The sequence below is a fragment of the Burkholderia sp. 22088 genome (assembly GCF_052045915.1).
Taxonomy (GTDB): Bacteria; Pseudomonadota; Gammaproteobacteria; order Burkholderiales; family Burkholderiaceae; genus Burkholderia; species Burkholderia cepacia.
The window spans coordinates 465223-480516 of the sequence record NZ_JBQEPY010000004.1 but is presented as its reverse complement, the minus strand read 5'-3'; the positions used below and the strand labels follow the sequence as shown (position 1 = coordinate 480516).

Sequence of the window (15294 nt, the reverse complement as noted above, 5' to 3'; positions counted from 1 at the left end):
AGTTGGAATCACGCACACCATGACCACCGACACCACTGGCCGCACCGGCAATCCCGCTGCGGCCGCGAGCCCCGACCGGTTCCGCTACGGCTTCCTGAAGGGCAATCCGCAGCTCACGAAAAACGGCGAGCTGAAGCACCTGCTGTCGATCGAGGGCCTGCCGCGCTCGATCGTCAATCACATCCTCGATACGGCCGAGCAGTTCGTCAGCGTGACGGACCGTGAAGTGAAGAAGGTGCCGCTGCTGCGCGGCAAGTCCGTGTTCAACCTGTTCTTCGAGAACTCGACGCGTACCCGCACGACCTTCGAGATCGCCGCGACGCGCCTGTCGGCCGACGTGCTGAACCTGAACATCAATGCGTCGTCGACGAGCAAGGGCGAATCGCTGCTCGACACGATCAACAACCTGTCGGCGATGCATGCCGACCTGTTCGTCGTGCGTCATGCGTCGAGCGGCGCGCCGTACCTGATCGCCGAGCACTGCGCACCGCACGTGCACGTGATCAACGCAGGCGACGGCCGTCATGCGCACCCGACGCAGGGCCTGCTCGACATGTACACGATCCGTCACTACAAGCGCGACTTCACGAAGCTGCGCGTGGCGATCGTCGGCGACATCCTGCATTCGCGCGTCGCCCGCTCCGACATCCACGCGCTCACCACGCTCGGCGTGCCGGAAGTGCGCGCGATCGGCCCGCGCACGCTGCTGCCGGGCGGCCTCGAGCAGATGGGCGTGAAGGTGTTCCACAACCTCGACGAAGGGCTGAAGGGCGTCGACGTTATCATCATGCTGCGCCTGCAGAACGAGCGGATGAGCGGCGCGCTGCTGCCGTCGGCGCAGGAGTACTTCAAGACCTGGGGCCTGACGCCCGAGCGCCTCGCGCTCGCCGCGCCCGACGCGATCGTGATGCACCCCGGCCCGATGAACCGCGGCGTCGAGATCGACTCGCAGGTCGCCGACGGCCCGCAGTCGGTGATCCTCAACCAGGTCACGTTCGGCATCGCCGTGCGGATGGCGGTGATGGGCATCGTCGCCGGCAACAGCGACTGAGCCCGCTTTCGCGCATCCTGATCCAGGCACTCAACGCATTCAACGCATTCACAGACAGCGCATGAAGATTCATATCAAAGGCGGCACGCTGATCGACCCGGTCGCCGGCACCGAACGGCAGGCCGACGTTTTCGTCGCGGACGGCAAGATCGCCGCGATTGCCGACGCTGGCACCGCCGCGCCGGCCGGTTTCAACGCCGGGAAGACCATCGACGCATCGGGCCTGATCGTCGCGCCCGGCCTCGTCGACCTGTGCGCGCGGCTGCGCGAGCCGGGCTACGAGCACAAGGCGACGCTCGCGTCCGAAATGGCCGCAGCCGTCGCGGGCGGCGTCACGACCCTCGTCTGCCCGCCGGATACCGACCCCGTGCTCGACGAGCCGGGCCTCGTCGAGATGCTCAAGTTCCGCGCACGCAACCTCCACCAGGCGAACGTGCATCCGCTCGGCGCGCTGACGGTCGGCCTCAAGGGTGAAGTGATCACCGAGATGGTCGCGCTGACCGAGTCCGGCTGCGTCGGCTTCACGCATGCCAACGTGCCGGTGCGCGACACGCAGGTGCTGCTGCGTGCGCTGCAGTACGCGAGCACCTACGGCTACACGACGTGGCTGCGCCCGCAGGACGCATTCATCGGCCGTGGCGGCGTTGCCGCGAGCGGCGCGCTTGCGTCGCGGCTCGGGCTGTCCGGCGTGCCGGTCGCGGCCGAGACGATCGCGCTGCACACGATCTTCGAATTGATGCGCGTGACGGGCGCACGCGTGCACCTCGCGCGGCTGTCGTCGGCGGCCGGCCTCGCACTCGTGCGCGCGGCGAAAGCCGAGGGGCTGCCCGTGACGTGCGACGTCGGCGTGAATCACGTGCACCTGATCGATGTCGACATCGGCTACTTCGATTCGCAGTTCCGGCTCGATCCGCCGCTGCGCAGCGAGCGCGATCGCGAAGCGATTCGCGTGGCGCTCGCCGACGGGACGATCGACGCGATCTGCTCCGACCACACGCCGGTCGACGACGACGAGAAGCTGCTGCCGTTCGGCGAAGCGACGCCGGGCGCGACGGGGCTCGAGCTGCTGCTGTCGCTGACGCTGAAGTGGGCGGACGAAACGCGTACGCCGCTCGCGCAGGCGCTGCGCCGCATCACGTCCGCGCCGGCCGACGTGCTGCAGCTGCCGGCTGGCCGCCTCGCCGAAGGCGGCGCGGCCGACCTGTGCGTGTTCGACCCGCGCGCGCACTGGCGCGTCGAGCCGCGTGCGCTGAAGAGCCAGGGCCACAACTCGCCGTTCCTCGGCTACGAACTGCCCGCCTGCGTGCGCACGACGCTCGTCGCCGGACAGATCGCGTTCGAGCGCCCCTGAACCACGCCGGACCTTCGCCATGATTGCCCTTCGCAAGTTGCGTCTCGTCTTTCACCTGTTGCGCGGCATGGCGATCGTCGCGCTGCGTTTTTCGCACGTCACGCCCGCGCGGCGTGCCGAGATGACCCGCCGCTGGTCGCTCAAGCTGCTGCGGATCTGCGGGATGCGCCTCGTCGTCCACAACGACGGCGCGCGGCTTGACGCGAGCGCGCTCGTGGTCGGCAACCACGTGTCCTGGCTCGACATCTACACGATCAACGCGTGGCGGCCGACGCCGTTCGTGTCGAAGGCCGAGGTGCGGCAATGGCCGGTCGTCGGCTGGCTCGCCGAGAAGCTCGACACCGTGTTCCTGCAGCGCGAGAAGCGCACCGAGGCGATGCGGGTCATGCACGAAATGGCCGAGCGCCTGCGCAACGGCGGGCTGATGTGCGTGTTTCCGGAAGGCACGACGACCGACGGGCAGGAGCTGCTGCCGTTCCATGCGAACCTGTTCCAGGCCGCGGTATCGGCAGGCTGCGCGGTGCAGCCGATCTGCCTGATGTACGAGGACGCGCAGCGGCGGCAGTCGGTCGCGCCGGCCTACACGGGCGAGCTGGCGCTCGGCAAGTCGCTCGACATGGTGTTGCGCGGCGGCCCGATCGTCGCGCATCTATACGTGTGCGAGCCGATCGCGCCGGGCGGCGACCGGCGGGCGACGTCCGCCGCGGCGCGCGATGCGATCGCGGCCGCGCTCGCGACGCTGCAGGAGAAGGTCGGCAAGCCGTCGGCCGAGTCGCTCGCGGAACTGGCGAAGCATGCGTATCCGGCGACCGAGGTCGGTGCCGGCGCGGCAGGCAACGAGGCGGCCGACGCGCCCGTGCCGGGGCGAGAGGGCTGACGCGTTGGGGCCGACCCACCTCCGGCCCCGCGAATCAGTCTCTCGTCACTCTCCGCCCGGTGAGCGGCACGCTTCGCACTGCACCTGCGTGACCGTGCGCTGCGCCGGATCGGCCGTCAGCCGCACGGCCGACAGCTGGTTACCCCACACACATCCCGAATCGAGCGCGACGAGGTTCTCTCGCAGCATCAGGCCGAGCGCGGCCCAGTGCCCGAACACGACCGTCACGTCCTCCGTGCGGCGCCCCGGTACGTCGAACCACGGCAGGTAGCCGGGCGGCGCGCTGTCGGGGCCGCCGTTCGCCTTGAATTCCATCGCGCCGTCGGGCGTGCAGAAGCGCACGCGCGTGAATGCGTTGAACGCGACGCGCATCCGGTCGCGTTTCTTCAGGTCCGGGCTCCATCGATTCGGCTCGTTGCCGTACAGCTGCTGCAGCGTATCGCGCCAGTCGGGCGCGCGCAGCGCGCGCTGGAGTTCGTCGGCGAGTTCGAGCACCAGCGTGGTGTCCCACTGCGGCAGCACGCCCGCGTGCACGAGCAGCATTCCGTTTTCCGCATGCACGAACGGGCGATGGCGGACCCAGTCGAGCAGCGCGTCGGCGTCGGGGTCGTCGAGGATTTCGCCAATCGTGTCGCCCGGGCGCTCGGTGCGCAGGCCGGCGGAGACCGCAAGCAGGTGGAGGTCGTGATTGCCGAGCACGACGGTCGCGCGCGGGCCGAGGTCGACGAGCGCACGCAGCGCGGCGAGGGAGCCGGGGCCGCGGTTGACGACGTCGCCGGCGATCCATAGCGGGGTGTCGGCAGGCGGGGACAGCTTGTCGAGCAGCGACTGGAGAGCGGAATGACAGCCCTGGATGTCGCCGATTGCGATGGGGGTGCGGGTCATGAGAGGTAGGTTGTTACAAATCCTGACGCGGGTCGAAAAAGGATGCGATCGCTGCAACGCAACTGCGAACGTATTCGGGGAATTTTAACGTATTGATTTGAATGAAGATTTTTTCGGGGGAGGGTCCGGGGCGCTGTTTCAAGTTGTTAGCGACGTGGATTTTGACCCAACCCGCTTCTTATAATTGGTGGCCCCTCAACAAAATTAGCATTTCATGGTTTTGAGGGTTACGGTCAGCAGTTAGAATGCCCGCCTTGGGGGGACGTGCACGTCATCGTCGCGTCCGGAGTTCGTGGCGGCTCGCGCTTGAGGCACGCCATGCATGACTAGAGGGAGCCTCATGATTCTGGTGACGGGCGGCGCGGGTTTTATCGGCGCCAATTTCGTAATCGACTGGCTTAGTCAATCCGACGAGGCCGTGCTCAATGTCGATAAATTGACCTATGCAGGCAACCTTCGCACGCTGCAATCGCTGAACGGAAGCCCGAAGCACGTATTCGCCCGCGTGGACATCTGCGACCGCGCGGCACTCGACGCGCTGTTGGCCGAGCACCGGCCGCGCGCGATCCTGCATTTTGCGGCGGAAAGTCACGTCGATCGCTCGATTCACGGTCCGGCCGAGTTCGTTCAGACCAACGTCGTCGGCACCTTCACGCTGCTCGAGGCCGCGCGCCAGTACTGGAGCGCGTTACCCGACGCGGAGCAGGCCGGCTTCCGGTTCCTGCACGTGTCGACCGACGAAGTGTTCGGTTCGCTGTCCGCGACGGATCCGCAGTTCTCTGAAACGACACCGTACGCGCCCAACAGCCCGTACTCGGCGACGAAGGCGGGCTCCGATCACCTGGTGCGTGCGTATCACCATACGTATGGCCTGCCGACGCTCACGACCAACTGCTCGAACAACTACGGCCCGTACCAGTTCCCCGAAAAGCTGATTCCGCTGATGATTGCGAATGCACTCGCGGGCAAGCCGTTGCCGGTCTACGGCGATGGCCAGAACGTGCGCGACTGGCTGTATGTCGGCGATCACTGCAGCGCGATTCGCGAAGTGCTCGCACGCGGCACGCCGGGCGAGACCTACAACGTCGGCGGCTGGAACGAAATGACGAACCTCGACGTCGTGCATACGCTGTGCGATCTGCTCGACGATGCCCGACCCAAGGCACAAGGCACGTATCGCGACCAGATTACGTACGTGAAGGATCGTCCGGGGCACGATCGCCGTTACGCGATCGATGCGCGCAAGCTCGAGCGCGAACTCGGCTGGAAGCCGGCCGAGACGTTCGCAACCGGCCTCGCGAAGACGGTCTCCTGGTATCTCGACAACCAGGCGTGGTCGGACGAGGTGGCTTCGGGCGAATACCGCAAGTGGGTCGAGACCAATTACGCAGCACGCGTTTGACAGGAGAGGCGATGGCACGCAAGGGCATCATTCTCGCCGGCGGTTCAGGCACACGGCTCTATCCGATCACGCATGCAGTATCGAAGCAGCTGCTGCCGGTGTACGACAAGCCGATGATCTACTATCCGCTGTCGACGCTGATGATTGCAGGCATCCGGGACGTGCTGATCATCTCGACGCCGCAGGACACCCCGCGCTTCGAGTCGATGCTCGGCGACGGCAGCCAGTGGGGGATGAATATCCGGTATGCGACGCAGCCGTCGCCGGACGGGCTCGCGCAAGCGTTCGTCATCGGCCGGGACTTCGTTGGCAACGAGCCGTCGGCGCTCATCCTCGGCGACAACATTTTCTACGGGCACGATCTCGCGAAGCAGCTCGAGCGGGCCAGCGCGAAGGATACGGGCGCGACCGTATTTGCGTATCACGTTCAGGACCCCGAGCGGTATGGCGTGGTCGAGTTCGACCGCGAATTCCGCGCGATATCGATTGAAGAGAAGCCGGCAAAGCCGCGTTCGAGCTATGCGGTCACGGGGCTGTATTTCTACGACAGGCAGGTTTGCGACATCGCAGCCGACATCAAGCCGTCGGCGCGCGGCGAGCTCGAGATCACCGATGTCAATTCGCGCTACCTGGCGGCGGGCCAGCTCGACGTCGAGCTCATGGGGCGCGGTTATGCGTGGCTCGATACGGGTACGCACGATTCCTTGATCGAGGCGGCGACGTTCATCGCGACGCTGCAGAAGCGTCAGGGGCTCATGGTTGCGTGCCCCGAAGAGATCGCGTACCGCCGCAACTGGATCGACGCGGAGCAGGTGCTGAAACTGGCACAGCCGCTCGCGAAGAACGCCTACGGGCTGTATCTCCGGAACCTACTCACCCATCAGGTCGCATGGCAATCCACGTAACGTCAACGGCACTGCCCGAAGTCAAGCTTATCGAGCCGAAGGTATTCGGAGACGCGCGCGGGTATTTCTACGAGAGCTTCAACGCGCGCGAGTTTGCGGAGCACGTCGCTCCGGGTATCGAGTTCGTGCAGGACAATCACTCGCGGTCCGCAAAAGGCGTGCTGCGCGGGCTGCACTACCAGATCGAACACACGCAGGGCAAGCTGGTGCGCGTGGTTGAGGGCGAGGTGTTCGACGTCGCAGTCGATGTGCGCCGCAGTTCGCCCAATTTCGGCAAGTGGGTCGGCGTGACGCTGTCCGCCGACAACCATCGGCAGCTTTGGGTTCCGCCGGGGTTCGCGCATGGCTTCCTTGTGGTGTCCGAGTCTGCTCAGTTTCTCTACAAGACGACCGATTATTGGTTTCCCGAGCACGAGCGCAGCATTGTCTGGAACGATCCGGATATCGGGATCGCGTGGCCGCTGGATGGCGAGCCGCTGCTGGCCGTCAAGGATGCCGCGGGCATGCGGTTGATGGACGCAGATCTTTTTGAGTGAGGTCGTGATGAATTCCGAGTCGACGATCCTCGTAACCGGTGTCACGGGTCAGGTAGGTTTTGAACTGCTGCGCTCGCTGCAGGGGCTCGGCCGCGTGGTGGCGTGCGACCGCTCGATGCTCGATCTGTCTGATCTCGACCGGATCCGTGCTGTCGTGCGGGCGTTGCAGCCGGCCTTCATCGTGAATCCGGCTGCCTATACGGCCGTCGACAATGCCGAGGACGACGTCGATGCGGCAAGACGCATAAATGCCGATGTGCCGCGGGTCCTGGCGGAAGAGGCTGCGCGCAGCGGTGCGGTGCTGATTCACTACTCGACCGATTACGTGTTCGACGGAGCCAAGGCGGGCGCGTATACCGAGACCGATGCAGTGAATCCGCTGAACGTGTATGGGATGACCAAGCTTGAGGGCGAGCGTGCGATCGAGAACGCAGGGTGCGCGTACCTGACCTTGCGAACCAGCTGGGTATACGGGCGACGTGGCAGGAATTTCTTGCGCACGATGCTCAAGCTGGGCGCGGAGCGACCCGAATTGCGTGTGGTTGCCGACCAGGTCGGCGCGCCGACCTGGTCGAAAACAATTGCAGCCGCGACTGCGCACATCCTCTCCAAAGGGCTGGCGGCCCATGATGAGGCCTGGTGGCAGGCGCGCTCCGGAACCTATCATCTGAGTGCGGCCGGCGAGACGTCCTGGCACGGTTTCGCCAAGGCGATTCTCGGCATCGCGATGGGGGATGACGCACCCGCTGTGGTGCCGATTTCCGCGAGCGAGTTTCCGGTGCGCGCACGTCGCCCGGCGAATTCGCGCTTGTCCCACGGCAAACTCGCCGAGACGTTCGGCTTGCACCTGCCCGATTGGGAATACGCGCTGGGCCTCTGCATGGCCGACTGAAAGGGATCGCCGGTGGTCGGACCCCTGCATCGCCAGGTATTGACCGGGCGCGTCAGGGTAACGGGCAGTCGAGCAAGCGGCGGATCCCGTCACCGAGTTTTATCGTCTTGTCAGCCTTGCGTGCCGAAGCGAACCGCGATCAGGCAGTGATAGAACACTAGCCGAGAATGCCTGTTGCCGCGAAACGGGCGGCCCAGCTGTTTGCGCTCCGGATCCGCGATACCTCGTCGTGCGTCGTCCGGTATTCGAGTGCCTCGACAACGATTGAAGACAGGTTCTCGGATCCGCCCGAGAGGAATGTACCGGGTTCGTCGCACCGTGTTGCCATTTCTCCGAAGGGGGTCGAGATGACCGGTAATCCGAGCGCTCTGTATTCGTAATACTTGATCGGATCGACACCGTCCGTGAGCGAGTTGCGCAGGAACGGAATCAGGCCGACGTCGAAGTCCGACATCGCGGCGAGAGCGGCGGCGTGTTTCAGCGGCGGAAGAATCTGCACGTTCTCGGGCAGCGCGATTTGCGGGGGATGGAATAACGGCCCGATCAATCGAATCGTGTCCGCGGGGCGGCATTGCGCAAGCGCAGCGAGCCATTGCCAGTCGAACCAAGGCCCCATGGTGCCCAAGTAACCCAGTACATGCGGCCCGGCATGATCCGACGTCTTTTCGCGGAACGCCGGAAGGACGGCTGGATCGAGCCCGTTGTGGACCAGCTTGGCGTCAGGCCGAATACTGCTCCAGCTCGAGCGCAAGCCCGAAGACGATACGAAAACCGTGTCGACCTCGCGCGCGACAGCGAGTTCGGTGCGTTTCATCGCCGAGCGCGAAACGCCTCGATAGAACGACGGGAAGTCGTCCATCCTGTCGTAGAGCGACCGGGCGGGACGAGCCGCTCGTAACAAGTCGAGCGCGAGCCCGGACGGCTTCCCGACCGCGAGAAGCGTGTTGCGCTCGGCGCAGAATTGCACGACGCGACGCGTGATGTCACGCCATCCGAATCGATTGATTGCGGTGCCGAGGGGCAGTGGCTCAAGCGGAAGGCTGCGGATGCGGACGACGTCGAGCCAAGGCGGCGCGGCGGTATGCGCGTCGGACTTGCCTTCGCCGGATGGACGGCGCAAGTCTTGAAGCATGGGCAGGCGGGTTGGATACGGATCGATCCAGAGCACACGGCCATGGGTTTCTTGATGAAACCACTCGACGAACTTGTGAGGTCGCTGTGCAAAGCTGCTCCATGGCACCGGCGACAGATAGACGAGTTGTTCGATCACACGCATTGTTCCCGGATGACGTCGAAAATCCGCTGGGCTGCCTTTCCGTCACCGTAGGGCGAGACGCCGCGTGCAACCTTGCCGTATTCGTCGGCGTTGTCGAGCATCAGTTGGACCGCATTGACGATCGTATCGGTTTGAGTGCCGACGAGCCTGACGACACCGGCTTCGACAGCTTCCGGGCGCTCGGTCTCGTCGCGCAACACCAGGACCGGTTTGCCCAGAGCTGGCGCTTCTTCCTGCACGCCGCCCGAGTCGCTGAGGATGAGGTACGAGCGCTGCATGGCGGCGACGAACGGCACATAGTCGAGCGGCGGGCAGAGTCGGATCCGGGCGTGGTGCGACAGCAGTTCGCGCGTCGTACGCTGGACGTGCGGATTGGGATGTACGGGAAACAGCACCTCGATGTCGTCGTTGGCGTCGACAATCTGGCGAATGGCATGGCAGATCCGTTCGAGCGGGGCGCCGAAATTCTCCCGGCGATGCGCGGTGACCAGAATCAGCCGTTTCGTGTCGTCGATATCGACGCCGCAGGACGGATGTGTCCGCAAGACAGTGTGAAGCGCGTCGATGACGGTGTTCCCGGTCACCCAGATCTGGTCGCTGGGGATGTTTTCATGCAAGAGGTTGTCGCGCGAACTCGCTGTCGGCGCGAAATGCAGCCTTGCGAGACGCCCCGCGAAAACGCGGTTCATCTCTTCAGGAAACGGATTGCCGAGATCGCGGGTACGCAGGCCCGCTTCAATATGACCGAACGGTATATGCCGATAGAAGCATGCAAGCGCCGTGGCCATGACCGTCGTGGTGTCGCCTTGTCCCAGTACGAGATCGGGACGCTTGTCCACGAGCACGGCATCGATACCGTCAAGCAGACGCGACGTCAGGCTGGCAAGCCCCTGATTCGGACGCATGATGTCGAGATCGACATCCGGTTTGATATCGAAACAGGTCAGGATCTGGTCGAGCAGATCGCGGTGTTGCGCGGTCGCGAGCACGTGCACCTTGAATCCCGGATCCGCTCGCAAACGCAGGATGACCGGCGCCATCTTGATGGCCTCCGGTCGCGTACCTACGACGCACAGTATGGTTCTAGACATGCTGTCGCTACGAATCAATCGATGTAGTCCAGATAGAAATGCGAGTAATCGCGCCACTTCTCCTTGAAGTAGTTCGCGTTGCGAAGGAATAGCTTGCGATAGGCCTCGCTGCCGCTGTCGGCGCCGGTCGTTTGATGGGGCTGATGGCGGATTCCGGACAAATCCCGGTAAGTGACCTTCATTCCGAGTGCCTTGACCTGGAAGCACAGGTCCGTATCTTCAAAGCAGGTCGGGTCATAGAAGGTATCGAATCCTTGCGTCGCATCGAACGTGCGCCGACGCATGAAGAAGCCGCTGGTGCCGAGGAAGCCGATGTCGGCACGATAGCCGTCGCGGATTGCCGCCGCGTTCATCGCCCGATTCGGACAATAGTCGGCGATCATGCCGCCGAGATCGGTGCGCGTGGCGTCGAACCATCCTGCATTCCATCCGATGACACCGACGCTCGCGTCGTTTTCCAGGACGTGCAGCGCTTCCTCGAAACCCGACGCGCCCACAAACCACTGATCGCTGTCGAAGAAGACGATGTACTTGCCCGTGCTGTGCTGAACGCCGAGATTACGTCCCGACGAGCAGCCATTCTCCGGGTTGCGGACCAGCCTGACGTTGGGAAATTCGCGCTCGACGAGTTCTGCACCACCATCGGAACTTGCGTTGTCGACGACAATCACTTCCGCTATGTACGGCGCAGCATGCTGGAGCAGGGTCTGCAGGCAGCGTGCGATGATGCCCGCGTTGTTGTGAATCAGGATAACGACGCTGACGTCGTGCCGGGGCTGCGGCGGGCACAGCTGCTCGACGCGGCCGAGCCAACTGTTGCCCGCAACGAAGATGTCGTCGTTTTGTGTGACGGGTTCTGCCGCAGCGAGTGCGCCGCATTGCGCCGCGAACGACGCAAGGTCCGTGCGAACGTGTAACAGCGGGGTGGCTGTCACGCCAAGTTCCATCGAACACACGACCGGCTTGCGCTGAAGCAGTGCTGCATAAATACCTGCGGTGGAGTCGGCGCTGCGCAGGCTCCGCGCGCCAAGCGGGAAGAACATGAAATCCGCATGGGCGATGTAGGCCGGCACTTCGCTCGTGTGCCGCATGCCAAGCATGACGACGTTATCCGGCAGGCCCGGCGTCAGTTGCCCATCGGCGATCACGCAGAACGTGACGTTGACGTTGCGCTCCGCGGTTTCCTTGAGCCACTGGTAATCCACCGAGTCGAGTCCGTCGACCGAGTAGAACAGTGCGACGCTGCGGCGCTTGGACGGCATGTCGCCCGGACGGTTGTACTGCTTGTAGACGTCGAAGACCGTATGAACCGCGGCACCGGGCAGCAGCTCGATTTTTTCCCGGGCACGCTGCGGGATGGTGTCTGCAAGTGCCGGCATGCCGACGGTGCATCGATCGGCATCGACGGCGATCGACTCGAGGATGCGCATGGCCTGGCCATCGTGGCTCCAGTCCTGTGCGACGTCGAGGATTGTTTCGAGCCCGCGATTGCGCGCGAACTCGAAAAAGGGTGTGACCCGGGAGTCGGGCACGCCGATGATCAATTTCGCGCTTTCCGATACCTGACCGAAAATGTCCTCGATCTTCGTCGGATCGATATATTCGTGAATCAATCCGGGAATGCGGGGCGTGAGCGGCGCGGGTGTCGATCCCGTATCCGGAGGCGCGACCAGATAGACAACGCGATGGCCCGCGGCGAGCGCCGTCGTGGTCAGTTGTGCGTAGCGATGCCCGGAACCAGCCCAGTCGTACGCGTGAGCGGCGATGACGATGATTTCTTCGCGTTGCAGCTTGGCTGCTGCGCGGAACGAGAGGCGTTGATCTTCCGCAGTCGGAGTGCCGCTTGCCACTTCGATGGCGGCCTGCTGGATCTGCTGCTGTGCTTGCTGATACCGGTAATGGCGTCGTGCAGCAGACACGAGCGCGCGTACGCCGCCATTGCGCAGAATATAGGCGGCACGGCTCATGTAGGTGAGAGGGGCGGACATGTACCGGCGAAAAAGCATAGAGGATCCCGAAGTGGAGTGAATTGCGGCTGCGGCCACATTGGGTTGCGGGGGTGCTTCGGACTCGGCGTGACCCTGCTCGAATTGCCGGATCGTTGCCTTGAGGCTTGAAATTTTATCAGCTTGTTCCTCCGCCGCTTTTCGAGCGGAGTCCTTGAGCGTCGTCGTTTGCGCGGCATGCACTTGTGACGCGTGCTTGACGAACGCTTCCGCCGCGAGCAGTTTATGGTTCGCCAGTTCCAATCGGTTCTGAAGCTCGGCGACCTGTTCTTCCTGTTGCGCAAGCTGTGCGTCGCGGAAATGCAGCAAATCCACTGTTTTCCCGAGTTCCGTCTCAAGCTGGCCGACCCGTGCGTCTTTCTCGGCGAGTTGTGAATCGCGGTAGCGCAGCAGGTCGAGCGCCTTCTCGCTCATGCGAGCGGCGCCATTCTTTTGCCAGACGAGCTGCTCGAGCCATGTGCTCATCCAATCCAGCTGCTGGCTGCTCCAGCGGCGCGGGGCTCCGCCCGACGCGGAGCGAACGGCCGCAAAAGCGTGGTCCAGGACGGTTGAATGTACGCACGCCGAAGCGTTTAGCGCATCGAGCTTTTCCTGCGCGATGATCCAGGGCGCGCCATCCGGGTGTGTCAGCCTGCGCACCGCGGCAGTGAAGTCTGCTGCGTCGTCGTTCAGTTGAAGGCGCAGCGACGCCGGAAGGCCCGCCATATCGTGCGCACGCGCCATCTTGACGTCATATTCCAGCGCCGCGACCGGGATCGATTTTCCGAGTGCGAGGATGCTTCCGTGCAGGCGCATCGAGAACGCGGCGTCGCACTCGCCGATAACCGCGAATGCCTCGTCGGGCGTGATCCCGTCAATGATGACACTTTCGATATGGGGCGACACCGCGAGCTTGAGGTGCTCGAGAAAGGATCGATCGGTGAGACGCTCGTGGTCGCCGACGCTCCATTGGAAGCCGAGCCACACGATCGACCAGCTGTCGTCCAGCGCTTCATTCAACGCGGAGACGAGTTTTTCTTCCCAGTTCCGGTTGAACTCCCACGATCGGGCAATGACCGCCAGCTTCTTCTTTGTCCCCAACGGGGCGAGTGTGCCGGAAACGTCGACTTCGGCGGGCGGGCGGCTGACGAATGCCCAGCCCGGATCGGCGCCGACGGGAATGTCCCGACTTACGCCGATATCGTGCAGAAGCGCCTCGGAGTCCGTATCGCGCAGCGAAACGTGATCCACATGCGTGAACACGTCGCGCGTGATGTCGCGGCTGTCCGGGTTGACCAGCGGTCCGACGCCGTGTGCCCAGATGACCGTGCGGACCCCGAACTGCCGAGCCATGTAAAAAATCCGCGCATAGCCCGCGATATCGTTTTGGGTCGGGTCGTAAAGTGCCTCGACGTTGAACGGATGATGATCCTGAAAGATGCCGCCACCGCCGAATACCAGCAGATCGGCGTCGGACAGTGCGCGGCCGACGGCACCGAGATTGAAATAGTCGACGGCGGCGATGCCGTGGGCATGCGTCGTATATTCGGGGTTGATGCTCAGTGCGACGAGCTCGCCGCCGCGCTCCCGAACCTGGCGAGCGAGCAGGCCCAGCAACAATTCGTCGCCGACGTTGGGTGCGCCGTAATAGCCGACCGCGACGACCTTGATGCTGCGCGCTTGCATGGTGTCGTTCTCCGTCATCATTCGAACTCGAATACCGGACACGGCGCGAGCCACCCCGATCCACTGTTGTTTTCCGGAAGCACGTCGATGTGGCCGCCATAGGGCAGGCGCGCGTGCCGCTTGTATTCGCCGGAGGCGATATCGCCGACGCCGACCGCCAGCACATAGCGGTTGCCGGAGAAGCTCGCGCGCATCTTCCAGGTGAACTGGTACGTTCCGGCGGACAGGGGCGGCAGCGCAATATTCATGTGCTGGGTGGTCGCGCTCCACAGCACGATATCGTCGATGCTTTTGATCTGAAGTCCGAAGCAAGGCTTCGGGTTCGGCTCGGACACGCTGATCGATACGACGACGCGGAACGCTTCATTGAACGAGAAGGTCGTGCGTTCCTTGCCGTTCGCATCCTCGATCTTCACGTCGAGAATCGACGTCCGGTCCGACATGGCCGTCATGGCATCGCTTACCGCCGAGCTGGCGGGGGAATCGGTGTCGGTGTGCTGTGTCGGCACCTCGATGTCGATCGCGCTCCCGCCTTCTTCGTCGACGAGGTCGTTCGCATAGAGCTTGACCACGTCGCGGCACGGACCGTCCTTTACCAGCCGGCCCCGCTTCAGGTAGATGGCCCGGTCGCAGTACTCGACGAGGGTGTTGGTGGAGTGTGTTACCAGCAGGATCGTGACGCCTTCCTTCTGCATCTTCCGGATCCGCGTCAGGCATTTGGTCTGAAACGCGGTATCGCCGACCGCAAGTGCCTCGTCGACCACCAGGATATCGGGGGAGACGTGAATGGCTACCGCGAATGCGAGCCGGACGTACATGCCCGACGAGTAGGTCTTGACGGGCTGATCGATGAATTCGCCGATGTCGGCGAACGCTTCGATTTCGTGAAAACGCGCGCGGATTTCTTCCGACGTGATGCCCATGATCCGTGCAGACAGCATCACGTTCTCGCGGCCGCTGAATTCCGGATTGAACCCGGCGCCGAGTTCCAGCAGTGCGGAGATCCGGCCGTTGACCGTGACCGAGCCGTCGCTCGGCGACAGCGTGCCGGCAATGATTTGCAGCAACGTCGACTTTCCGGAACCGTTTCTGCCAATGATTCCGATGGTCTCGCCCCGCCGGACGGGGAAAGAGACGTCGTGCAGCGCCCAGAAATCGCGACCGTATTGCCGGGAATTGCTCCCAGGGAGCTTGATGCGAGTCGCGAGCGAGTGCCGCAGCCGGTCCGCCGGTTTGTCGTAGATACGGAAGCACTTGGAAAGGTGCTCGACGTTGACGAGCAGCTGTTCCGTTTGGCTTGTAGGTTCAGGCTCGCGAGTTTGCATGAGAGGGAGCGAGTTAGCTTTCACGTGTTCAG

12 protein-coding genes are annotated in these 15294 nt (G+C 63.7%); 7 read left to right on the top strand and 5 right to left on the bottom strand.

Annotated elements, in window-relative coordinates; genetic code table 11:
- The first annotated feature begins 19 nt into the window (after window positions 1–19).
- The 3 genes from ACTJLD_RS10645 to ACTJLD_RS10635 all read left to right on the top strand — a co-directional run bounded on the left by ACTJLD_RS10645 (window position 20) and on the right by ACTJLD_RS10635 (window position 3279).
- A complete protein-coding gene (locus tag ACTJLD_RS10645) occupies window positions 20–1051 on the top strand; it encodes an aspartate carbamoyltransferase catalytic subunit (protein ID WP_006476735.1) in 1032 nt (343 codons plus the stop codon).
- A 61-nt stretch (window positions 1052–1112) separates the two neighbouring features.
- Window positions 1113–2402, top strand: a complete 1290-nt coding sequence (locus tag ACTJLD_RS10640; protein ID WP_059590372.1) for a dihydroorotase — start codon at window positions 1113–1115, stop codon at window positions 2400–2402.
- Between the two features lie 19 nt (window positions 2403–2421).
- Entirely contained in the window at window positions 2422–3279 is an 858-nt protein-coding gene (locus tag ACTJLD_RS10635; RefSeq protein WP_060084001.1) for a lysophospholipid acyltransferase family protein, read from the top strand.
- A gap of 45 nt (window positions 3280–3324) precedes the next feature.
- Here the strand turns inward: ACTJLD_RS10635 and ACTJLD_RS10630 are convergent, their stop codons facing one another.
- A complete protein-coding gene (locus tag ACTJLD_RS10630) occupies window positions 3325–4164 on the bottom strand; it encodes a symmetrical bis(5'-nucleosyl)-tetraphosphatase (RefSeq protein ID WP_060084000.1) in 840 nt (279 codons plus the stop codon).
- Window positions 4165–4504: 340 nt separating this feature from the next.
- On the opposite strand from ACTJLD_RS10630, the gene rfbB reads away from it, so the two are divergent.
- The 4 genes from rfbB to rfbD are packed head-to-tail and all read left to right on the top strand — an operon-like array spanning window position 4505 to window position 7899.
- Window positions 4505–5566 (top strand): dTDP-glucose 4,6-dehydratase, encoded by a 1062-nt coding sequence (gene rfbB / locus ACTJLD_RS10625; protein WP_027788195.1) that lies wholly within the window; start codon window positions 4505–4507, stop codon window positions 5564–5566.
- An 11-nt stretch (window positions 5567–5577) separates the two neighbouring features.
- Complete coding sequence (gene rfbA / locus ACTJLD_RS10620) at window positions 5578–6471, top strand: glucose-1-phosphate thymidylyltransferase RfbA (RefSeq protein ID WP_027788194.1); 894 nt, start codon at window positions 5578–5580, stop codon at window positions 6469–6471.
- On the top strand, window positions 6456–7007 hold the full coding sequence (gene rfbC / locus ACTJLD_RS10615; RefSeq protein WP_027788193.1) for a dTDP-4-dehydrorhamnose 3,5-epimerase: 552 nt from the start codon (window positions 6456–6458) through the stop codon (window positions 7005–7007). Before rfbA ends, rfbC begins: the two co-directional genes overlap by 16 nt.
- 7 nt (window positions 7008–7014) lie before the next feature.
- Window positions 7015–7899 carry a dTDP-4-dehydrorhamnose reductase gene (rfbD, locus tag ACTJLD_RS10610; RefSeq protein WP_175756369.1) on the top strand — a complete coding sequence of 295 codons (885 nt, stop codon included), beginning with the start codon at window positions 7015–7017 and terminating at the stop codon, window positions 7897–7899.
- 157 nt (window positions 7900–8056) lie between these two features.
- On the opposite strand, the gene ACTJLD_RS10605 is transcribed toward rfbD, so the two are convergent.
- Genes ACTJLD_RS10605 through ACTJLD_RS10590 form a run of 4 tightly spaced genes read right to left on the bottom strand, consistent with a single transcriptional unit; the run spans window position 8057 to window position 15262 of the window.
- Entirely contained in the window at window positions 8057–9175 is a 1119-nt protein-coding gene (locus ACTJLD_RS10605; protein ID WP_440658674.1) for a glycosyl transferase, read from the bottom strand.
- Window positions 9166–10266: a non-hydrolyzing UDP-N-acetylglucosamine 2-epimerase gene (wecB, locus tag ACTJLD_RS10600; RefSeq protein WP_059695965.1), complete on the bottom strand. Its 1101-nt coding sequence runs from the start codon at window positions 10264–10266 to the stop codon at window positions 9166–9168. Before wecB ends, ACTJLD_RS10605 begins: the two co-directional genes overlap by 10 nt.
- A 14-nt stretch (window positions 10267–10280) precedes the next feature.
- On the bottom strand, window positions 10281–13955 hold the full coding sequence (locus ACTJLD_RS10595) for a polysaccharide pyruvyl transferase family protein (protein ID WP_440658673.1): 3675 nt from the start codon (window positions 13953–13955) through the stop codon (window positions 10281–10283).
- Window positions 13955–15262, bottom strand: coding sequence for an ABC transporter ATP-binding protein (locus tag ACTJLD_RS10590; RefSeq protein WP_059695960.1), 1308 nt, complete (start codon window positions 15260–15262; stop codon window positions 13955–13957). The genes ACTJLD_RS10595 and ACTJLD_RS10590 overlap by 1 nt, the downstream gene beginning before the upstream one ends.
- Window positions 15263–15294: the final 32 nt, after the last annotated feature.

What these genes read in the sequence shown, in the direction of transcription:
- ACTJLD_RS10635 (WP_060084001.1), top strand. Translation starts at nt 2,422, where the DNA reads ATGATTGCCCTTCGCAAGTTGCGTCTCGTCTTTCACCTGTTGCGCGGC.
- rfbB (WP_027788195.1), top strand. Translation starts at nt 4,505, where the DNA reads ATGATTCTGGTGACGGGCGGCGCGGGTTTTATCGGCGCCAATTTCGTA.
- ACTJLD_RS10630 (WP_060084000.1), bottom strand. Translation starts at nt 4,164, where the DNA reads ATGACCCGCACCCCCATCGCAATCGGCGACATCCAGGGCTGTCATTCC.
- rfbA (WP_027788194.1), top strand. Translation starts at nt 5,578, where the DNA reads ATGGCACGCAAGGGCATCATTCTCGCCGGCGGTTCAGGCACACGGCTC.
- ACTJLD_RS10645 (WP_006476735.1), top strand. Translation starts at nt 20, where the DNA reads ATGACCACCGACACCACTGGCCGCACCGGCAATCCCGCTGCGGCCGCG.
- ACTJLD_RS10605 (WP_440658674.1), bottom strand. Translation starts at nt 9,175, where the DNA reads ATGCGTGTGATCGAACAACTCGTCTATCTGTCGCCGGTGCCATGGAGC.
- ACTJLD_RS10595 (WP_440658673.1), bottom strand. Translation starts at nt 13,955, where the DNA reads ATGACGGAGAACGACACCATGCAAGCGCGCAGCATCAAGGTCGTCGCG.
- ACTJLD_RS10590 (WP_059695960.1), bottom strand. Translation starts at nt 15,262, where the DNA reads ATGCAAACTCGCGAGCCTGAACCTACAAGCCAAACGGAACAGCTGCTC.
- rfbD (WP_175756369.1), top strand. Translation starts at nt 7,015, where the DNA reads ATGAATTCCGAGTCGACGATCCTCGTAACCGGTGTCACGGGTCAGGTA.
- rfbC (WP_027788193.1), top strand. Translation starts at nt 6,456, where the DNA reads ATGGCAATCCACGTAACGTCAACGGCACTGCCCGAAGTCAAGCTTATC.
- wecB (WP_059695965.1), bottom strand. Translation starts at nt 10,266, where the DNA reads ATGTCTAGAACCATACTGTGCGTCGTAGGTACGCGACCGGAGGCCATC.
- ACTJLD_RS10640 (WP_059590372.1), top strand. Translation starts at nt 1,113, where the DNA reads ATGAAGATTCATATCAAAGGCGGCACGCTGATCGACCCGGTCGCCGGC.